Source organism: Gordonia sp. ABSL11-1 (assembly GCF_030315685.1).
Classification (GTDB): Bacteria; Actinomycetota; Actinomycetes; order Mycobacteriales; family Mycobacteriaceae; genus Gordonia.
The window spans coordinates 29,865-49,737 of the sequence record NZ_JASXSI010000025.1 but is presented as its reverse complement, the minus strand read 5'-3'; the positions used below and the strand labels follow the sequence as shown (position 1 = coordinate 49,737).

Below are 19,873 nucleotides of genomic sequence, written 5' to 3'. Positions count from 1 at the left end.
CGTACGTTGACGAGTGACGGGCCGCGGGGAAGCGGTTCGTCCGGGAGGTTCGAATCGTGGTCTGCACCAGCATCGCGAGAGGGCCGGCCCCGGTCCTCGTCCACCTCGGCTGACCAGCCGGGACGGGCAAGAACCAGCCGGTCGTCGCTACTGGTTTGTGCGGGAGCCGTACAAATGTAGGAGCCCTACGTGACCACACGCACCTACGTCCTCGACACCTCCGTGCTGCTGTCCGATCCCTGGGCGGTTCTGCGTTTCGCCGAACACCATGTGGTTCTGCCTCTGGTGGTCATCGGCGAGCTCGAGGGCAAACGTCACCACCACGAGCTCGGCTGGTTTGCTCGTGAGGCGTTGCGGATGCTCGACGATCTCCGACTCGAACACGGCCGTCTCGACGTCCCGTTCCCGATCGGCGACGAGGGCGGCACCCTCCAGGTCGAGTTGAACCACACCGATCCCGCAGTCCTTCCGGCCGGCTTCCGCACCGAGACCAATGACTCGCGAATCCTGGCCTGCGCGTTGAATCTTCGCGCCGAGGGCAAGGACGTCACCCTGGTGTCGAAGGACACCCCGCTCCGGGTGAAGGCAGGTGCGGTCGGACTGGCCGCCGACGAGTACCACGCGCAGGACGTCGTGGTCTCCGGATGGTCGGGCATGACCGAGCTGGACGTGGATTCCTCGACGATCGACACCCTGTTCGCCGACGGTGTCGTCGACGTTGACGACGCGCGAGAGCTCCCGTGCCACACCGGAATCCGGCTGCTGGGCCACTCGTCGAGTGCGCTGGGCCGGGTGAACGAGGACAAACGGGTGCAGTTGGTGCGCGGTGACCGCGAGGCATTCGGACTGCACGGACGCTCGGCCGAACAGCGTGTGGCCCTCGACCTCCTGCTTGACGACAGCGTGGGCATCGTCTCCCTGGGCGGCAAGGCGGGCACCGGTAAATCCGCGCTCGCACTGTGCGCGGGACTCGAGGCCGTCCTGGAACGGCGGACGCAACGGAAGGTGGTCGTCTTCCGGCCGCTGTACGCCGTCGGTGGTCAGCAGCTCGGATACCTCCCCGGCAGCGAGGCCGACAAGATGGGGCCGTGGGCGCAGGCGGTGTTCGACACTCTCGAAGGGCTGGCCTCGCCCGAGGTCATCGAGGAGGTGCTCAGTCGCGGCATGCTCGAGGTGTTGCCGCTGACCCACATCCGCGGACGATCACTGCACGACTCGTTCGTGATCGTCGACGAGGCGCAATCGCTGGAACGCAACGTGCTCCTCACGGTGCTGTCACGGCTCGGTGCCGGTTCACGGGTGGTGCTCACCCACGATGTCGCCCAGCGCGACAACCTGCGTGTCGGCCGGCACGACGGTGTCGCCGCGGTCATCGAGAAGCTGAAGGGGCATCCGCTGTTCGCGCACGTGACGCTGACGCGCAGCGAACGGTCCCCGATCGCCGCCCTGGTCACCGAGATGCTCGAGGAGTTCGCCCCGGGCGCGTGACGCCCGCGAATTCGCCGACCGTGTCCAGAATGTCGTCGACCGTGCCCGAGTTGGGCACGATGGGAGAGAAACAGGGCACGGTCGGCGATCTGGGAGGCGTCGTTGTAGCTGGTCCTGGCGGTCAGGACGAGCCGAGGGGGATTCCTGCGGCGATTGCCTCTGCAAGCGCCGCCCACAGTGCGAAGAAAGTCATGTCTCGACCCTGTTTCGTCAACAGATGTTGTGAATTCGTCACCTGCGACGAGACATTACTGGTGAGCCCCGTCGGCCGCACTGTGGGACCCCGGTCCTGGGACTGGTGTGACGGATGTACCGGTGACCCGATCTGTATCGCACCGTGATCATCACGAGATTCGCTGCCTCTTGCGCGATGGCACACTGGTGTGGTGCTGAAGTTACTGATGAGGCGAATGAGGTTATTGGGACTTGTGGTGATCGCGGCGATGGCTGCGCTCGTCGGAGGTGCCGGGACCGCGCTCGCAGCCCCCGGGACGACGACGCCGAGCGCACCGCCGACGTCGGGGACCCCGGGTGGCCTGACCATCCCGAAGACCGGCATCACGCTGCTGGACTCGGTCCTGGAGTCGCTCGCCGGCAATCTCGGCGTCGGCGGGGGAGGGAGCTCGGAAGCCGACACCAGCCAGATGATCGTCGTGACCGCTCCGAAGGCGAGTGACCAGACCGCCAGCCTCACCGCTTTCGAACGGGGCGCCGATCAATCGTGGAAACCGGTTATCGGCCCCACGAAGGCTTTCCTCGGTTCCCTCGGTATGGGTGAGCCGAAGGACAACGTCTATCGCACTCCGCAGGGCACCTTCGCCCTCGACCAGGCGTTCGGCCGGGCGGCCAACCCCGGCACCAAGATGCCGTACAAGCAGGTGGACCGCCAGGACTGGTGGGACTCGAACATGAAGTCGCCGACCTACAACACCATGGTGCGCCAGGCCAAGAGCCCGGGCGGCGACAGCGAGAACCTCTACGACTCCGGCCCGGTGTACGACTACGCCGTCAACATCGCGCACAACCCGCAACGCACGCCGGGCAAGGCGTCGGCGATGTTCCTGCACGTGACCAACGGTCAGCCGACGATGGGCTGTGTGGCCATCGATCGGGAACTGATGCGCAAGATCCTCGTGTGGCTCGACCCGGCCAGGCACCCCAAGATCGCGATCGGGGTCAACCAGGCGGGGCCGTCGTCCAGTGCGCCGTCGAGCACCTCACCGTCCGGCTCCGCACCGAACTCGACTGCCCCGAATTCGGCCGCACCGAACTCGACTGCACCGAACTCGACTGCACCCGCGGCTCCGGCGATCGAGGACAACGCGCTCACCGGCCTGCTCAGTCAACTGGTGAACCTGGTGCCGGCTCTCCTCGGCGTCGAATCCGGGAGCTGACCGCAGTCGATCAGCGTGCGCGTGAACGCTTCTGCTCGAAGAAGGCTGCCCGCACCCCCGCGAAGTCGTCGCGTGGCGCCGTGACCATCTCGATCTGCTCGCGGGCCTGCTCGGCGACGGGCGTGTCTGGATCGAGGACCGACAGGTACTGCTCGTGGGCGGTCAGGGAACGCACCGCCACCTCGATCTGATCGGTGACGTCGACTCCGTGGGTGGCGTGGGGGCCGTTCTCGAACAGCAGCCGTGGCCGGTCGTCGGGTGCCAGGGCGTCGTACGCCTCGAGAACGGCCGCGGAGAACTCCATGTGATCGCGCTGATTCGGTTGTCCGGGAGCCCATTCCGGCCCGCCGAACAGGGACAGGACGATATCGGGGGCGACGCGCAGGATCGTGTCGCGGATTCGTGCGCGCAGGTCCGGCGTGTTGCGGATGTTGCTGTCGGGGAAGCCCCAGAACTCCACCTCGTCGACGCCGACGATGCGTGCCGACGTCCTCTGCTCGGCCTCGCGGACGGGGCCGGCGATGTCCGGGGCCATGCCCTCGACGCCCGCCTCACCGCTCGATGCCAGCGCGTACACCACCCGTCGGCCTTCGCCCGTCCACCGGGCCACCGCGGATGCCATCCCGTACTCGGGATCGTCGGGATGCGCGACGAGCGCCAGGGCGGTCTGCCAGTCCGTGGGGAAGGGTTTCATCACCCCAGCTTACGAATTCAGGGCAATGGTCCGCGGTGATCGCGGACCATTGCCCTGAATCAGATGTCGCCTGGATCGGATGTCGGTCGGTCAGCGCTCGCGGTCGAGATTGGCCATCTTCAGGACGTCGAGGCGCTTGTCGAGTTCGGCCTCGGACAGCGTGTCGCCGATCAACCCGCGATCGATCACGGTCTGCCGGATCGTCTTGCCCTCCTTGAGCGCCTGCTTGGCGACAGCGGCCGCCTCCTCGTACCCGATCGCGCTGTTCAGCGGGGTCACGATCGACGGTGAGCTCTCGGCCAGGGTGCGCAGTCGGTCTTCGTTGGCCACGAGGCCGACGATGCAGCGGTCGGCGAACAGTCGCGACACGTTGGCCAGTAGCTTGAGCGACTCGAGAACGTTGCGCGCCATCATCGGGATGTAGACGTTCAGCTCGAACGCCCCGTTGCCGCCACCCCAGGTGACCGCGGCGTCGTTGCCGATGACCTGAGCTGCGACCTGCGTGACCGCCTCGGGCAGAACAGGATTGACCTTGCCCGGCATGATCGAGCTGCCCGGCTGCAGATCGGGGAGCGCGATCTCACCGAGGCCGGTGAGCGGACCGGAGCCCATCCAGCGGACGTCGTTGGCGATCTTGGTGAGCGACACGGCGATGGTCTTGAGCGCACCGGACAGTTCGACGAGGCCGTCGCGTGCGGCCTGCGCCTCGAAGTTGTCCTTGGCGAGCGTGAGCGCGTCGACGTCGGTGAGGCCGCGCAGCTCGGCGACGACCTTGGTGCCGAATCCGTCGGGCGCGTTGAGCCCGGTGCCGACGGCCGTACCGCCGATCGGCAGTTCGCCGACCCGCGGCAGCGTTGCGGTCACGCGCTCGATGCCGGCCTCGACCTGCCGTGCGTACCCGCCGAACTCCTGACCGAGCGTCACCGGCACCGCATCCATCAGGTGCGTCCGCCCGCTCTTGACGACCTCACGCCACTGCGTCGCCTTGTCCAGCAACGCGAGCCGAAGATGGTCGAGGGCGGGGATCAGGTCGGTGACGGCGGCCTCGGTGGCCGCGACGTGGGTCGCGGTGGGGAAGGTGTCGTTCGACGACTGCGACATGTTCACGTGGTCGTTCGGGTGGATCGCGACGCCGTTGGCCTTCGCGATCGACGCGATCACCTCGTTGGCGTTCATGTTGGAGCTGGTGCCCGATCCGGTCTGGAACACGTCGATCGGGAACTGATCGTCGTGCTTGCCGTCGGCGATCTCCTTGGCCGCGGCGACGATCGCGTCGGCCTTCTCGGCGTCAAGCAGGCCGAGGTCCTTGTTCACCTGCGCGCATGCTGCCTTCAGCAGGCCCATCGCGCGGATCTGCGTCCGCTCGAGCGGGCGGTGACTGATGGGGAAGTTCTCGACCGCGCGCTGGGTCTGTGCGCGCCACAGCGCGTCGATCGGGACCTTGACCTCGCCCATGGTGTCGTGCTCGATGCGGTACTGCTGTTCGGCCATGACGGCAACCATCCTCGTTCGAATCGATGAGCCAGCGGCTCGGTGGAGATGTCGGGCTGCAGAGTGGGGGTGGGATCAGATGTCGACGCGCGCGTACTCGCGCAGCTTCTCGACCTGGTGGACCGCCTCGATCCGGCGGATCGTGCCGGACTTGGAACGCATCACCAGCGAGCGGGTGGTGGCGCCGTTCGGGCGGTAGGTCACGCCGCGCAGCATGTCACCGTTGGTGACGCCGGTGGCGCAGAAGAAGGAGTTCTCGCCGCTCACGAGGATGTCGTTGGTGAGGACGCGGTCGAGGTCGTGGCCGGCGTCGAGGGCCTTCTGCCGCTCCTCGTCGTTGCGCGGCCAGAGCTTGCCCTGGATCTCGCCGCCCATGCACTTCATCGCGACGGCCGTGATGATGCCCTCGGGGGTTCCGCCGACGCCCATCAGCATGTCGACGGTGGAGTAGTCGCCGGCCGCCGCGATCGCGCCGGCGACGTCACCGTCGGAGATGAGGCGGATCTTGGCACCGGCATCGCGGATCTCGCCGATCAGCTCGGCGTGGCGCGGCCGGTCGAGGACGACGACGGTCAGATCGGCGATGTCGATGCCCTTGGCCTTGGCGACCGAGTTGATGTTCCAGGCGACGGACTCGTCGATGTTGATCGCGCCCTTGGCCTCCGGGCCGACGGCGATCTTGTCCATGTAGAACACCGCCGACGGGTCGTACATGGTGCCGCGCTCGCTGACCGCGATGACCGCGATCGAGTTCGGCCGGCCCTCGGCCATCAGCGTGGTGCCGTCGATCGGGTCGACCGCCACGTCGCACTCGGGGCCCGCGCCGTTGCCGACCTCCTCGCCGTTGAACAGCATCGGCGCCTCGTCCTTCTCACCCTCGCCGATGACGACGACGCCCCGCATCGAGACGGTCGAGAGGAGTTCCCGCATCGCGTCGACGGCCGCCCCGTCGCCCTTCTTCTTCTCACCGCGGCCGACCCAGCGTCCGGCGGCGAGTGCCGCGGCCTCGGTGACGCGCACCAACTCCATTGCCAGGTTGCGGTCGGGGGCCTGCGGGGAAGGTGACATCGGCGAACTCCTCGTCGTGGAGACTGAGCACCGTCCGGGATGTGGCCAGTGCTGACTTGCGGCGGGTTGTCACCATCCTTGCATGTCACACCGGACGTTTGATCAGCCGGGTCAGAGCGGATCGAGGAGTCGGCGCAGAAACTGTCGGGTGCGGTCGTGCGACGGGTCGTCGATGACCTCCGCTGCGGTCCCGTGTTCGAGAACGACGCCGTGATCGGCGAAGATGACCTGATCGGCGACCTGTCGTGCGAACCGGATCTCGTGGGTCACGACGATCATCGTCCAGCCCTGGGCGGCGAGGTCGCGCAACACCGACAGGACGTCGCCGACGAGTTCCGGGTCGAGTGCCGACGTCGGCTCGTCGAACAGCATCACCTCGGGGCGCAACGCCAGGGCCCGGACGATCCCGGCACGTTGTTGCTGACCGCCGGAGAGTTGGGCGGGGTACTGATCGCGCTTGTCGAGGAGGCCGACCTCACCGAGGAGCCGCTCGGCGTCGGCGATCGCCTCTGCTCGCGGGCGCTTCTGCACGATCACGGGTCCTTCGATCACGTTCTCGAGCACGGTCTTGTGCGGGAAGAGATTGTGGCTCTGGAAGACCATGGCGCTCTGCCTGCGGTAGTGGGCGATGTCGGCCTTGGTGACCCGTCCGGCGAAGTCGACCGTCGCCCCGGCGACCCGCACGATCCCGGCGTCGGGGCGGTCGAGGGCGTTGAGAGACCGGAGGATCGTGGTCTTGCCCGACCCGCTCGGGCCGAGGATCACGGTGACACTGCCGGCGGGAACGGAGAACTCGATACCCTTGAGGACCTCGTTGTCGCCGAAGGACTTCCGTAGTCCGGTCACCTCGACCAGCGGGCGGTCGTCGTCGGCGGCCGGGGGTGCGATCGGGTCGCTGGGATCACCGGGAGCATGTGTCATACCGTCACGAACCTTCCGAGTCGGTTCTCGAGTCGGCCCTGCAGGCCGGACAGGATGAAGCAGACGATCCAGTAGTAGACCGCCGCGGTGGTGTACAGGGCGAAGAACTCGAACGTCGGTGCCGCCGCGATCTGGGCCACCCGGAGCAATTCGGTCACCAGGATCGTCGACGCCAGCGAGGTGTCCTTCACCAACGAGATGAGCGTGTTCGACAGCCCCGGGACCGCGTTGCGCGCCGCCTGCGGCAAGACGATCCGCCGCATCGTCGTCGCGTAGTCCATGCCGATGGTCTGCGCCGCCTCGGTCTGTCCCCTCGGCACCGACAGGATGGCGCTGCGGATGATCTCGGCCGCATACCCGCCGACGTTGAGCGAGAACGCCACGACCGCCGCGGGGAACGGCGGCACCGAGATCCCCAGCTCGGGCAGGGCGTAGAAGATGATGAACAACTGCACGAGCAGCGGGGTGCCGCGGATCACCGAGATGTAGAACCGCGCCGCTCCTGACACGATCCGGTTCGACGAGAGCCGGGCCAGGGCGACCACCAGGGCGATGACCAGTCCGACGAGGAAGCTGATCGCCGCCAGCGGGATCGTCATGGTGAGCGTGGCCTTCGCCATCGGCCACAGGTTGTCGGCGATCAGCTGCCATGTACTGCGTGAGGCGGGTTGCTCCTGCGCGGCGGCGGTCGGTGAGCCACTGGCGTCGGCCTTCAGGTACTTCTGGGAGATCTGGGTCAGTGTGCCGTCGGCCTTCAGCTCGTCGAGCGCGCGGTCGATCTCGCCGACGATCCGGCTGTCCTTGCGTACCGCGAACGCCTGCTCGCTGGTGTCGCCGGTGGTGGTGGCGATCTTCACGCTCTTGTCGCCGGTCTCGGCGAGGTAGGCGTACACGGCGATGCTGTCGTTGACGGTCGCCTGCACTCGTCCCTGGTTGAGCAGCTTGATCGCCTGCGTGAATCCCTCGACCGACTCGACCCGGGCCCCGGCGTCGGCCGCGACCTGGGCCCAGTTGCTCGTCGCCGACTGCGCGGTGACCTTTCCGTTCAGGTCCTCGAGTGAGCGGATCGAGGAGTCGTCGGCACGGGTGACGATGACGCCTTCACCCACCGAGTACGGCTCGGAGAGATCGTATTTGGCCTGTCGCTCGGGGGTGATGGTGACCTGGTTGGCGACCACGTCGAAGCGGTCGGCACCGAGGGCGGCGAAGATCGAGTCCCACGGCGTCTCGACGAACTCGGCACGGACACCGAGTTTGTCGGCGACCGCGTTGGCGACATCGACGTCGTATCCGGCGAGTTGTCCCGAGGTCGGATCGTGGTAGCTGAACGGCGCGTACGTACCCTCGGTGCCCACCCGGAGGACGCCGGATTCCCGGATGCTCTCGAACCCGTTGGCGGCGGGGTCGCGTCCACACCCGGACAGCCCGACGACGAGCAGGATGACGAGGCACAGCGCGGGCGCCGCGCGTCGGAGTCGTCTCATGTGACCACTCAACACTGCGCGACGACCCGGTGAACAGCCCTTGGGATCAGACTGGTCGGATGGGTGGCGTCCGGCCCGGCGCGCGGTCCTTGGGATACTCGATGACATGGCCGCCAAACCCCGCATCCTGCACAGCAGCAAGGACATGATCTGGTCCTTGATCCCGCTGCTGGTCATCTGCGCGATCGTCGCGATCGCCTCCGGCAATTGCTCGGTCGGGCTCACCGGTCAGGCCTCCGACGACCGCACCCCGAGTTTCGATGTCGCCAACGCGTTGCAGGCCGACGCCCGCGACCTGCCGTTCCCGATCCGACGCCCCGCGACGCCTGCGGGATGGAAGCCGAACTCGGGGTCGACCCAGCCCGTCGGCAACACGCGGGTCAGCACCGTCGGCTGGATCTCCGATGTCGGCGCATACGTGCAGCTCAGCCAGACGGATGCCGCCGAGGAGGACCTCGTGGTCAAGCTGGGCGGCGGCGAGGCGCTCGGCAGGGGCACCCGGCAGGTGGGTGGACGCGAATGGGTGGCCTACGAGACGCCGGACGAGAAGAAATTCTGGATCACCGACCTCGGCGACGTCCGGATCGCCGTGCTGTCACGCGGACCAGACGAGGACATGACCGAGATCGCCACCGCGGTCCTCGCCCGGCAGCCGCTGCCCGGGCGGGCCTGAGCCGGACCAGCCGCGCCGCCAGTCAGTCGTCGTCCGGATCGGTTTCGGCGATCGCCGCCTCGATTCTCGCGCGCGCGCCGGCGAGATGTTCCTCACAGCGTGTGGCCAGCGCCTCACCGCGTTCCCAGAGTGCGAGTGATGCGTCGAGGTCGAGGCCACCGTGTTCGAGGGTCGCGACGACGTCGACGAGTTCGTCGCGGGCCTGCTCGTATCCCAGTTCCTCGACGGGAACCCAGTCCTCGGTGATGTCGGCGGTCTCGTCGTCGCTGTCCTGCATCACGATGCTTCTCCTTCGGTCACGTGGGCACCGCCGGTCACGTGCGCGACCGCCGAACCGTCGGCCACCCGAATGCGCACCTCGGCGCCGGGCGGCATGTCCGCGATCTCGCCGACCACATGCGGACGCTCGACGTCGGTGCGCTGCACCACCGCGTATCCCCGCGCCAGCGTCTGGGCCGGACCCAGTGTGGCAAGTCGCGCCGACAGATGGTCACGGCGGCGTTCCTCGGCGTCGACGTGGCGGCGGACGTCACGTCGGATGTCGCGCCGCATCCGGTCGACCTGTGCGGCGTGGGCGTCGATCGTGGTGAACGGGCGGGCGAGCACCGGCCGGGCGCGCAACCCGTCGATCACGTGGGTCTCGCGGCGGACCCAGTTGCGCAGGGCGTGCGCACTGCGTGCCCGGAGTTCGTCGATGCCGGCGAGTTCGGCGGCCACATCCGGCACGACCCGCTTGGCGGCGTCGGTCGGCGTCGCGGCGCGGACGTCGGCGACGAGGTCGAGCAGCGGAGTGTCCGGCTCGTGCCCGATCGCACTGATCACCGGTGTGCGACAGGCGGACACGGCCCGCAGGAGCGCCTCGTCAGAGAAGGGGAGCAGATCTTCGACACTGCCCCCGCCGCGAGCGATGACGATCACCTCGACGTCGGGATCGGCGTCGAGCGCGGTCAGATGACCGAGGATGCGGGGGACGGCCGTCGGGCCCTGCACCGGCGCATCGCGGACGACGAAGCGCACCGCCTCCCAGCGCGACGTCGCGACCGCCACCACATCCCGCTGTGCTGCACTCGAACGCCCGCTGATGAGGCCGACTGCCTTGGGCAGGAACGGAAGTGGACGCTTGAGGCGAGGATCGAAGAGGCCCTCCGCGGCGAGCAGCTGACGCAGCCGCTCGATACGCACGAGGAGTTCGCCGACGCCGACCGGCCGGATGTCGGTGACGCGCAACGACACTGTGCCACGTCCGGTGAAGTAGGTCGGGCGGCCGAGCATGACCACTCGGCTGCCCTCGGTGAGCGGGATCTCGGTGCGGTACAAGAGATCCGGGCTGCACGTCACCGAGACAGAGATGTCGGCGGCGGGGTCGCGCAGGGTGAGGAAGGCGACCCGCGTGCCGGGACGGCGGTTGATCTGGGTGACCTGCCCCTCCACCCAGATCTGTCCGAGCCGGTGGATCCAGTCGGCGATCTTGGTGTTGACGGTCCGGACGGGCCACGGATTCTCGGCCGAGTTGGCCGACTCTGCCGCCGTCACGTGGGCTGTTGCCGCTTGCTGTTCTGCGAGGCGATGCGGTTGTCGATCATGGTGACGAAGGGTGCCCGGCCCTTGGTCGCCTTCTCGTAGGCGACGAGTTGCTCCAACTCCTCCAGCCCGACCGAACGCAGCTTGGCGCGCAGTTGGGCGAGGGTCAGGTTGTCGTACTCGATGTACTCGACGATATCCGGGACATCGCCACCGGCCGTCGACGACTTCACTGCACCCGAGGAGTCGCCGTCGCTGCCGTTGACGACCGTCTCCGGTGGCGCGCTGTAGAGCGCGAACCGCCCGGCCGACGGATCGGGCGACGACGGTGTATCGCTGCCCTTCGAGGTGGATGCTGCCGAGCGTGGGGCGGTCTTCTTCGCCGGCTTCTGTGTGCTTGCCTTCTGTGTGCTTGCCTTCTGCGCCCTTGCCTTCTGCGCCCCTGCCTTCTGGGTGCCGCCCTTCTGCGCGCCTGCCTTCGGCGTCGCGGCCTTGGGAGGGGGCGTCTTCCGGGCAGGCGGTGACGCGGGATTGTCGGATGTGTTGTCGGTCACCGACGGGGCGGTACCCGCACTCTCGATCGGGGTGCGGTCGGCTTCGGCGTCGATCGCGTCGTCGTCCTCGTCGAACCGTGCCCACTCGGGCTGGTCGGCAGGCTTCTCGAACAGCGACTCCAGGGTGAGGTCACCCTTGATCGCGAGTTCGGCGATGTTCTGTTGCATCCGCATGCCGGCCTGCAGCGTCTGACTCACCGCCGTCATCGGCAGCGTGATCACCAGCGCGGGCAGCTTCTTGGTCTCCTCGATCGCGGTGACGACGAGGCCGGCGGCGATCCGGGCCGGATAGGGTGCACGAACCATGCCCACACTCTGCCATCCAGTGTGACGGGGGTCCACCGGGTGACCCGACGACAGTACCGCGAGGTGTGGACTCCTCGACGCCGGACAGGACGACGCTCGTGGAGCGAGCGGTTCGGAACCGTGGCCGGACCCGTACCCTGGGGACCATGGTTGAACGCAAACGTGTCCTTCTGGCCGAACCACGCGGCTACTGCGCCGGTGTGGACCGTGCCGTGGAGACCGTCGAGCGCGCGCTCGACAAACACGGCGCTCCCGTCTACGTGCGCAAGGAGATCGTGCACAACCGGCATGTCGTCGAGACGCTCACCGATCGCGGTGCGGTCTTCGTCGGCGAGACCGACGAGGTGCCCGAGGGCGCCATCGTCGTGTTCTCCGCCCACGGTGTGTCCCCGGAGGTCCATCGCAGCGCCGCGCAGCGGAGCCTGAAGACCATCGACGCGACGTGCCCGCTGGTGACGAAGGTGCATCAAGAGGCCAAGCGTTTCGCCCGCGACGATTACGACATCCTCCTCATCGGCCACGAGGGACATGAGGAGGTCGAGGGCACCGCGGGTGAGGCCCCGGAGCACATCCAACTCGTCGACGGCCCCGATCACGTCGACGACGTGGTCGTGCGGGACGAGTCGAAGGTCATCTGGCTGTCGCAGACCACGTTGTCGGTGGACGAGACCATGGAGACGGTCAAACGTCTGCGTGCCCGGTTCCCGGCGCTGGCCGATCCGCCGAGCGACGACATCTGTTACGCCACCCAGAATCGGCAGGTCGCGGTGAAGGCGATGGCGCCGCAGTGTGATCTGGTCATCGTGGTGGGCTCGAAGAACTCGTCGAACTCGGTGCGGCTCGTGGAGGTCGCCCTGCAGAACGGGGCGTCGGCGTCGCATCTGGTCGACTACGCCCGCGAGATCGATCCGGCCTGGCTCGACGGTGTCACGACCGTCGGCGTCACCTCGGGCGCATCGGTGCCGGAGGTGCTGGTGCGCGGCGTGCTCGACTTCCTGGCCGAGTACGGCTACGACACGGTCGACACCGTGAACACCGCCAACGAGACCCTGACGTTCGCGCTCCCGCGCGAGCTGCGACCGGCGCGCACCGCGAAGTAGTCCTCGGTCCGGCAGCACCGGCCCGGCTCAGGTCAGTAGTCGTCGGGATCGAGCCGTCGCACGCGCCGATGGGGCAGTGCGATGCCGAGGACCGCGGCGATCATTGCTGCGCACACCCCGGTACCGACGAGGGCGATGGTGCGCGCGGTGTGGTCGGGTGGGGTCTGGACGGCGGGCGCCGCGATGGCCTCGCCGTCGGTCGGATCGGGCAGCTCGGCCGGGATCTCGCTGGTGAGGGCGGCGATCGGATCGATGACCCCGTAACCGATCTGGGTGTCACGCCCGGTGCCCGGCGCATGTGCGGTCCGGGTGATCCGTTCCATCACCGCGCGGGGGCGCAGGTCCGGGAATCGCGCCCGGATCAGCGCCACGGTCCCGGCCACGTACGGGGTGGCGAAACTGGTACCGACGATCGGTACCGGCCCGTCCTGACCCTGCTGGGCATCGACCAGCGCCGACGACCCGCGGGTGCTGTCGAGGCTGACGATGTCGGTGCCCGGCGCGGCCACCCCCACCCATGGTCCGTGCAGACTGAACCCGCTCGGCGCGCCGGTTCCGGCGTCGACCGATCCGACGGCGAGCACATACGGTGAGAACCATGCGGGGCTGGCGACCGTCCCGACCGATCCCCAACCGCCGGCGTCGCCCGGCGACGGGGCCGGATTCTGTTGGCGGCAACCGGAGTTCTGCGACAGGTTCCCGGCGGCGACGACGACCACCACGTCGCGGTCGTAGGCGTATTTGACCGCGGCCCCGAGTGAGCGGTCGTTGAGTCGGGTACCCGCCGGTGCGCAGGCCACCTCCGAGATGTTGATGACGGTGGCGCCCAGATCGGTGGCGCGCACGACGGCGTTGGCGAGGGTGCGCACCGAGCCGTAGCCGGAACCGACGGTGGGATCGGCGTCGTCGGCCGATCGCTGGTTCTTCGCCGAGTACGCGCCGCTGGACTGCCGGATGGAGATGAGCGCCGCGTCGGGTGCGACGCCGGCGAACGCGTCCCCTCGGCTGGGGGATGCGGCGATGATGCCCGCGACAAGGGTCCCGTGTGCATCGCAGTCGACCAGCCCGTTGCCCGACGACACGTAGTCGCCACCGGCCTGCACGCGCCCCAGGCGCGGGTGTGGGGTGACGCCGGTATCGATGACGGCGACCCGCTGACCCTTTCCCCGACTGAACCGCCATGCCTGCGGGAGATTCATCATCGATTGCGCCGCAGTCGGTTTCGAGTTGTCGTGGCGACCGGTTGCCAACGGCTTCGCGCACAGCGTCCGCTGCTCGGTGGGTTCGGCGGGCCCGACCGGTGCCGAACGCACCAGCGCGCCGGGATCGATCGTCGGCGGTGTCATCGCGGCCGCGGGCCCACCGCCGACGCCCACGACGAGTGTCATCGTGGACAGCAGGGCACCGGCGGTGCCGATCGCGCGTGTGCGCACGTCAGATCTCCCGGACGATCCGGTACAGGTCGAGAATCCAGAGCAGCAGCGGCACGATGACGGCGACGAGAAGGTATTCGAGGATCTCGGCGGCCCGACGCATCACCGGCGAGAACTCCTGCCGCGGTGCGACGACGCCGAGCACCAGCGCAGCCGCCACGATCACGATCGCGACCACGAACCCGATGATCGGCCACTCGCCTGCGCCGAAGGCGAGTCCGGTCGCCAGCGCGATCATCGCCGACGATCCGGCGGCGACCAGGAACGCGGCCTGGGCGAGATCGCTGTGGGATCGGCCGCGCAGACACAGCACGACGGCGACGATGGCGGCGAACGCCGCCGCCTTCGGTGCGAACCCGGCGAGAGGGGCCGCGGCGAGCACCGCGGCGACGGCGGTGACCGTGGCGGTGCCGGCGATGATGCCGGTGAGATACGCGTTCGCGACGAACGACCGCCGCTCCAGGGCGTCGGCCTTCGGCAGTGCCATCGCACCGATGGCGCCGATCCCCTCGATGGTGGGCTTCGGTTCGATGTCCTCGGTGTCGATTGCGGCACCCGCGGTGGGGACCGGGGGAAGGGGCAGCTTCGCCAGCATGATGGTGGCCCGCGGCGCGAGGGCGACGACGAGGAGCCCGACGGCCGCGAGGACCGCAGCGACGTCGGGAACGCTTGCGCCGAGCAGGAGTTCGGCCGCCGATGCGCATCCGACGAGGAAGGCGGCAGTCGTCACGGCACTGTGCAGGGCGGACCCGACCGCGGTGAGCCGGTAGGACACGACAGCTGCGACGAGGGTCAGCGCGCAGCCGAGGGTGAGGTGCGCGGACCCGAAACGGCCCGGGGTGAGCAACATGCCGGTGACGGCGGCCAATGGCATCGCCGCGGCGGCGAGGACCGCCGCGCTGGTGGCGTCGCGGTAGTGACGCGCGACGATGGTCCCGGCGGTGAGCAGCGCGACCGCGCCGAGGGCGCTGAGGCCACCGACCCACAGGGCGTCACTGGTCCATCGGAAGGCGCCGAGGGCGACCGCCGCCGCCACCGATGCGATGAGGGCGACGGCGAATCCGGCATACCGGGCCGATACCGGGGACCAGCTGGCGAACCGGGATTCATTCAGACGAGCGACAGCGTCGACGACGTCGTCGAAGAGCGCGGGGGACTCACCGGTGCGCGTCGAACGCAGGACGAGGAGATCCCCGTCGCGGATTCCGGCCTCCGACAGCGAGCGGTTCGGGGCGATCGCCTCCTGCCCGACGAGGCTGAGCGTCCACCGGTTCTGTCGGTCGTACGGACGACCTTCACCATCGTCGGGGTCGTCGGTGTCGCGTCGCGCCGGTGTACGGGAGCTGATCTGCGCGACCAGGTCCGGGATGAGGGCGGCGATCGGCAACCCGGCAGGTAGACCCACGTCGAGCTGCGTGTTCCCGCCCAGCACGGAGACGCGCACGAGCTCCGGCTCGATGCCGGTGTCCTCGCGTGGCCCCCCGGCCGGTGACCGACCCGTCACCGTGTGCGCATCCAGAGTCGACATCTGGTGGATCCTCCCCGCCCTGTTCGCGGTTAACATAGCGAACCGCGTCAATTGTGTACCAGCGCCGCCTCGTCGGACCACGTCGGGGGCGCGGGAGCTTCTCCGGGGGGAACATCTGGTGGTGACAACAGAGTGGTGACAACAACGGAAGGGTTCGTCCGTCGTCCGCGGATCACCCCGCCGCGGACCCCCGGGGGCGAGCTGAATCTGCAGCCGCCGCCCGACGTGCCCCGCGTCGTCCCCGGCAACATGCTGGTCAAGATGCTGCCCGTCGTGATGGTGGTCGCCGTCGTCGGGATGATCGCGATGATGTTCGCGACCGGCGGCCGCAACATCCTGTCGAACCCGCTGTTCATGATGTTCCCCCTGATGATGCTGATGTCGATGTTCGGCATGTTCGCCGCGGGGGGTGGCCGCGGGGGTGGGAAACGGGCTGCCGAGCTCAACGAGGAGCGCAAGGACTACTTCCGCTATCTCGGCCAGACCCGCGAGCAGGTGCTCGAGACCGTGGAGGCGCAGCGGGCGGCGCGGTCGTGGAGTCATCCGGACCCGGCCGCGCTGCTCGACATCGTCGGCAGCCGCCGGATGTGGGAGCGCCGGCCCACCGACAGCGACTTCGCCCACGTACGGATCGGGGTCGGCTCCCAGCGCCTGGCGACCCGGCTGATGCCGCCCGAGACGGGACCGCTCGAGGACATCGAACCCGTGTCCATGGTGGCGTTGCGACGATTCGTGCGCACCCATTCGATGGTCCATCGACTGCCGACGTCGATCTCCCTACGCGGGTTCCCGGCGGTCAACATCGAAGGGGCTCGCCAGGAGACCCGGGATCTGGTGCGCGCCATGCTGGTCCAGCTGTGCGCATTCCACGGTCCGGATCACCTGCAGATCGCCATCATCACCGGCGACCCTGCGGGGGAGGCCTGGGACTGGGCGAAATGGCTTCCGCACGTAGGTCATCCGACTCTGCGCGACGGTCTCGGGGCGATGCGCATGATCTATCCGACACTCGCCGACTTCGAGAACTCGATGGCCGCGGATCTGCTCGAGCGCGGCCGGTTCAGCCGGTCCGCGCCGCCGAGCCCGGGCCGTGCCCACCTGGTGGTGGTCATCGACGACGGCCACGTGGCCGGCGACGAACGGCTGATCAACGATGCGGGCATGGAGGGCGTGACCGTGCTCGACCTCACCGCGCCGCCGGACGGGTTGGCGGCCCGACGCGGTCTCGCGCTCGTGGTCCGCAACCGGCGGTTGTCCGCGCGCACCGCGTTCGACGTCGAGGAGTTCGGCGACATGGATTCGCTGACCATCCCCGAGGCGGAGACGTTGGCCCGGCGGATGGCCCGGTACCGTCTCGCGACGGCGGCCGCGCTGGCCAACCTCGAGTCGGAGGCCGCGTCGAGCGACCCGGGACTCCCGTCGCTGCTGGGCATCACCGACGCAGCACGGTTCGATCCGCTCGTGCACTGGCGGGGCCGCACCGGTCGTGAACGGTTGCGGGTGCCCATCGGGTACACGCCGAGCGGGACGCCGGTCGACCTCGACATCAAGGAGAGTGCGCACGGCGGCATGGGGCCGCACGGCCTCTGCATCGGTGCGACGGGTTCGGGCAAATCGGAGTTCCTCCGGACGCTCGTGCTCGCCATGCTGGCCACACATTCGCCGACCGAGCTCAACCTGGTCCTCGTCGACTTCAAGGGTGGCGCAACGTTCCTCGGACTCGAGTCGGCCCCACACGTCGCGGCCATCATCACCAACCTCGAGCAAGAGCTGTCGATGGTCGACCGCATGAAGGACGCGCTGTCGGGCGAGATGAACCGGCGCCAGGAGCTCCTCCGGTCGGCAGGTAATTTCGCGAACGTCACCGACTACGAACGCGCCCGGGCCTCGGGTGTGCGCCTCGAACCGTTGCCCGCGTTGTTCATCGTCGTCGACGAGTTCTCCGAACTCCTCTCGCAGAAACCGGATTTCGCGGAGCTGTTCGTGGCCATCGGCCGGCTCGGGCGGTCGCTGCACATCCATCTGCTGCTGGCCTCGCAGCGCCTCGAGGAGGGCAAGTTGCGCGGCCTGGACAGTCACCTGTCCTATCGCATCGGTCTGAAGACGTTCTCCGCCAACGAGTCCCGCTCTGTGCTGGGGGTGCCAGACGCGTACCATCTGCCGAGTGTGCCGGGATCGGCCTACCTGAAGTGCGATTCGGCAGAGCCGGTCCGATTCAACACATCCTATGTGTCCGGCCCATACCACTCGCCGGTGCCGATCGACGGCGTGATCGACGACGGCCCGGCATACGCGGGCCGGCGCGGGCGGATGAAGATCTTCACCGCGCTGCCGGTCCCGCTGGAAGACGGCAGCACCAGTTCGTCCGTGCTCGATCAGGCACAGGCGCTGCTCGACGAGGAGCCGCCCGTCGCCGGCCCGGTCACCTCCTACGACGACCCGGCCGCCGCCTCGGTGCCCAGCCTGCTCGACACCCTCGTCGGCCGGATGGCGGGCCACGGTCCGCCCGCGCACGAGGTCTGGCTCGATCCGCTCGACGAGTCGCCCACCGTCGACGAGTTCGTGGGACGTCGCGACTGGTCGGTGCCGGGTGGCGTCGGCGATCTGCGACTCGCGGTCGGCTACGTGGACCGTCCCTTCGATCAGCGTCGCGACGTCTACATCGTCGATCTCGCCGGCGCGGCGGGCAATGTCGCCGTCGTCGGGGGCCCACAGTCGGGCAAGTCGACGACCCTGCGCACCATCATCATGTCGGCCGCGGCCACGCACACCCCGGAGCAGGTGCAGTTCTACTGCCTGGACTTCGGTGGCGGAAGTCTCGCAGGCGTCGCCGGACTCCCGCACGTCGGGTCCGTGGCGTCGCGCGGCGACATGGACGCGGTGCGCCGTACCGTTGCCGAGGTCTCCGCGATCGTCCGTTCGCGCGAATTGTTGTTCTCCCGGTTGGGTATCGAGTCGATGCGCGACTACCGCGCCCGGCGGGCCGCATGGTTCGCCGGCGGCACACCGGATCCGGCCGACCCGCTCACCGAGGACCGCCACGGTGATGTGTTCCTCGTGCTCGACGGGATCGGTCTGCTCCGCAACGAACTCGACTTCCTCGAGGACCAGATCTCGGCGATCGTCGGCCAGGGCCTGTCGTATGGCGTGCACGTGATCGTCTCCGCGACGCGCTGGGCCGAGGTCCGCCCCGCGGTGAAGGATCTGATGGGCAGCCGGATCGAACTGAAACTCGGCGATGCGATGGATTCCGAGATGGGCCGCCGCGCGGCGGCTCTGGTGCCCCACAACCGTCCGGGACGGGGTCTCACCCCGGACGAGTTGCACATGCTGATCGCGCTGCCGCGTCTCGACGGGGTCAGCTCGCCCGAGTCTCTGCCGGCCGGGATGGCACATGCGGTCGACCAGCTGTCCGCCGCCTATCGCGGCCGGGAGGCGATGGCGGTGCGCAAGCTCGGCGCGGAGATCTCCCAGCGCGCGGTCGACGATCTCGTCGCCGAGGCCGGGATCACCCTGGCTGCCAACCAGGTGGCCATCGGTGTGGGCGAGCTCGAACTCGCGCCGGTGGTGCTCGACTTCACCACCCAGCCGCACTTCCTGGTGTTCTCCGACGTCGAGCACGGCAAGACCACATTGCTGCGCAACATCGTGCGTGGATTGGTGCACAACTCGACGTCGGAACAGGTGAAGATCGTCTTCGTCGACTACCGGCGCACGATGCTCGGCATCATCGACGGCGATCACCTCGGCGGATACGCCAGTTCGGCGAACAAGGCGGCGCCGATGATGGCCCAGCTGGCCGACATCCTCACCGCCCGACTCCCTCCGGAGGACGTCACGCCACAGCAACTCCGGGATCGCACCTACTACACGGGTGCCGACGTCTACCTGGTCATCGACGACTACGACATGGTGGCCACCGCGTCCGGCAATCCGCTCATGCCGCTCGTGGACCTCGCCGCGCACGCCCGTGACATCGGGTTCCACATCATCCTGGCGCGGCGGTCGGGCGGCGTCGGGCGGGCGATGTTCGACCCGCTGATCGGCCGTCTCAAGGATCTCTCCAGTGACATGTTGCTGATGAGCGGCGACCGCGACGAGGGCTACATCACCGGGCGGGTGCGCATGCAGCAGCTGATCCCGGGTCGCGGCGAGCTCATCTCGCGTTCCCGGCCGCAGGAGATGATCCAGGTCGGCTTCGTCGAACCGGAGGAGTGA

Annotated in this window: 15 protein-coding genes; 5 read left to right on the top strand and 10 right to left on the bottom strand. The window is 68.5% G+C overall.

The window, feature by feature from the left end; genetic code table 11:
• The first annotated feature begins 189 nt into the window (after window positions 1–189).
• Both phoH2 and QSJ19_RS22075 read left to right on the top strand, forming a co-directional pair.
• Window positions 190–1,488, top strand: coding sequence for an RNA 5'-3' helicase PhoH2 (gene phoH2 / locus QSJ19_RS22080; protein ID WP_286323150.1), 1,299 nt, complete (start codon window positions 190–192; stop codon window positions 1,486–1,488).
• A 410-nt stretch (window positions 1,489–1,898) separates the two neighbouring features.
• Window positions 1,899–2,882 (top strand): L,D-transpeptidase family protein, encoded by a 984-nt coding sequence (locus QSJ19_RS22075; protein WP_286323149.1) that lies wholly within the window; start codon window positions 1,899–1,901, stop codon window positions 2,880–2,882.
• 10 nt (window positions 2,883–2,892) lie between these two features.
• Here the strand turns inward: QSJ19_RS22075 and QSJ19_RS22070 are convergent, their stop codons facing one another.
• The 5 genes from QSJ19_RS22070 to QSJ19_RS22050 all read right to left on the bottom strand — a co-directional run bounded on the left by QSJ19_RS22070 (window position 2,893) and on the right by QSJ19_RS22050 (window position 8,540).
• Window positions 2,893–3,576: a PIG-L deacetylase family protein gene (locus QSJ19_RS22070; RefSeq protein ID WP_286323148.1), complete on the bottom strand. Its 684-nt coding sequence runs from the start codon at window positions 3,574–3,576 to the stop codon at window positions 2,893–2,895.
• Window positions 3,577–3,666: 90 nt separating this feature from the next.
• Window positions 3,667–5,067, bottom strand: coding sequence for a class II fumarate hydratase (locus QSJ19_RS22065; protein WP_286323147.1), 1,401 nt, complete (start codon window positions 5,065–5,067; stop codon window positions 3,667–3,669).
• Between the two features lie 75 nt (window positions 5,068–5,142).
• Window positions 5,143–6,135 (bottom strand): class II fructose-bisphosphatase, encoded by a 993-nt coding sequence (glpX, locus tag QSJ19_RS22060; RefSeq protein WP_286323146.1) that lies wholly within the window; start codon window positions 6,133–6,135, stop codon window positions 5,143–5,145.
• 111 nt (window positions 6,136–6,246) lie between these two features.
• Window positions 6,247–7,056, bottom strand: coding sequence for an amino acid ABC transporter ATP-binding protein (locus QSJ19_RS22055; RefSeq protein WP_286323145.1), 810 nt, complete (start codon window positions 7,054–7,056; stop codon window positions 6,247–6,249).
• Entirely contained in the window at window positions 7,053–8,540 is a 1,488-nt protein-coding gene (locus tag QSJ19_RS22050; protein ID WP_286323144.1) for an ABC transporter permease subunit, read from the bottom strand. The genes QSJ19_RS22055 and QSJ19_RS22050 overlap by 4 nt, the downstream gene beginning before the upstream one ends.
• Before the next feature lie 106 nt (window positions 8,541–8,646).
• Between QSJ19_RS22050 and QSJ19_RS22045 the strand changes: the two genes are divergently transcribed.
• Window positions 8,647–9,213, top strand: coding sequence for a DUF4245 domain-containing protein (locus QSJ19_RS22045; RefSeq protein WP_286323143.1), 567 nt, complete (start codon window positions 8,647–8,649; stop codon window positions 9,211–9,213).
• A gap of 22 nt (window positions 9,214–9,235) precedes the next feature.
• Here QSJ19_RS22045 and QSJ19_RS22040 read toward each other — a convergent pair whose 3' ends face one another.
• From QSJ19_RS22040 to QSJ19_RS22030, 3 genes are read right to left on the bottom strand one after another with little or no spacing between them, the layout of a single operon-like run.
• Window positions 9,236–9,490 (bottom strand): exodeoxyribonuclease VII small subunit, encoded by a 255-nt coding sequence (locus QSJ19_RS22040; protein ID WP_286323183.1) that lies wholly within the window; start codon window positions 9,488–9,490, stop codon window positions 9,236–9,238.
• Entirely contained in the window at window positions 9,490–10,746 is a 1,257-nt protein-coding gene (gene xseA / locus QSJ19_RS22035) for an exodeoxyribonuclease VII large subunit (RefSeq protein ID WP_286323142.1), read from the bottom strand. The genes QSJ19_RS22040 and xseA overlap by 1 nt, the downstream gene beginning before the upstream one ends.
• Window positions 10,743–11,594, bottom strand: a complete 852-nt coding sequence (locus QSJ19_RS22030) for a lipid droplet-associated protein (RefSeq protein WP_286323141.1) — start codon at window positions 11,592–11,594, stop codon at window positions 10,743–10,745. Before QSJ19_RS22030 ends, xseA begins: the two co-directional genes overlap by 4 nt.
• A gap of 146 nt (window positions 11,595–11,740) precedes the next feature.
• Here QSJ19_RS22030 and QSJ19_RS22025 point away from each other — a divergent pair, with 146 nt between their 5' ends.
• On the top strand, window positions 11,741–12,694 hold the full coding sequence (locus QSJ19_RS22025; protein ID WP_286323140.1) for a 4-hydroxy-3-methylbut-2-enyl diphosphate reductase: 954 nt from the start codon (window positions 11,741–11,743) through the stop codon (window positions 12,692–12,694).
• A gap of 32 nt (window positions 12,695–12,726) precedes the next feature.
• On the opposite strand, the gene mycP is transcribed toward QSJ19_RS22025, so the two are convergent.
• Window positions 12,727–14,082, bottom strand: a complete 1,356-nt coding sequence (gene mycP / locus QSJ19_RS22020; RefSeq protein ID WP_286323182.1) for a type VII secretion-associated serine protease mycosin — start codon at window positions 14,080–14,082, stop codon at window positions 12,727–12,729.
• 46 nt (window positions 14,083–14,128) lie between these two features.
• On the bottom strand, window positions 14,129–15,655 hold the full coding sequence (eccD, locus tag QSJ19_RS22015; protein ID WP_286323139.1) for a type VII secretion integral membrane protein EccD: 1,527 nt from the start codon (window positions 15,653–15,655) through the stop codon (window positions 14,129–14,131).
• A gap of 132 nt (window positions 15,656–15,787) precedes the next feature.
• On the opposite strand from eccD, the gene eccCa reads away from it, so the two are divergent.
• On the top strand, window positions 15,788–19,873 hold the full coding sequence (gene eccCa, locus QSJ19_RS22010) for a type VII secretion protein EccCa (protein ID WP_286323137.1): 4,086 nt from the start codon (window positions 15,788–15,790) through the stop codon (window positions 19,871–19,873).

What these genes read in the sequence shown, in the direction of transcription:
- QSJ19_RS22075 (WP_286323149.1), top strand. Translation starts at nt 1,899, where the DNA reads ATGAGGTTATTGGGACTTGTGGTGATCGCGGCGATGGCTGCGCTCGTC.
- QSJ19_RS22070 (WP_286323148.1), bottom strand. Translation starts at nt 3,576, where the DNA reads ATGAAACCCTTCCCCACGGACTGGCAGACCGCCCTGGCGCTCGTCGCG.
- QSJ19_RS22065 (WP_286323147.1), bottom strand. Translation starts at nt 5,067, where the DNA reads ATGGCCGAACAGCAGTACCGCATCGAGCACGACACCATGGGCGAGGTC.
- glpX (WP_286323146.1), bottom strand. Translation starts at nt 6,135, where the DNA reads ATGTCACCTTCCCCGCAGGCCCCCGACCGCAACCTGGCAATGGAGTTG.
- QSJ19_RS22055 (WP_286323145.1), bottom strand. Translation starts at nt 7,056, where the DNA reads ATGACACATGCTCCCGGTGATCCCAGCGACCCGATCGCACCCCCGGCC.
- QSJ19_RS22050 (WP_286323144.1), bottom strand. Translation starts at nt 8,540, where the DNA reads ATGAGACGACTCCGACGCGCGGCGCCCGCGCTGTGCCTCGTCATCCTG.
- QSJ19_RS22045 (WP_286323143.1), top strand. Translation starts at nt 8,647, where the DNA reads ATGGCCGCCAAACCCCGCATCCTGCACAGCAGCAAGGACATGATCTGG.
- QSJ19_RS22040 (WP_286323183.1), bottom strand. Translation starts at nt 9,490, where the DNA reads ATGCAGGACAGCGACGACGAGACCGCCGACATCACCGAGGACTGGGTT.
- QSJ19_RS22030 (WP_286323141.1), bottom strand. Translation starts at nt 11,594, where the DNA reads ATGGTTCGTGCACCCTATCCGGCCCGGATCGCCGCCGGCCTCGTCGTC.
- QSJ19_RS22025 (WP_286323140.1), top strand. Translation starts at nt 11,741, where the DNA reads ATGGTTGAACGCAAACGTGTCCTTCTGGCCGAACCACGCGGCTACTGC.
- mycP (WP_286323182.1), bottom strand. Translation starts at nt 14,082, where the DNA reads ATGACACTCGTCGTGGGCGTCGGCGGTGGGCCCGCGGCCGCGATGACA.
- eccD (WP_286323139.1), bottom strand. Translation starts at nt 15,655, where the DNA reads ATGTCGACTCTGGATGCGCACACGGTGACGGGTCGGTCACCGGCCGGG.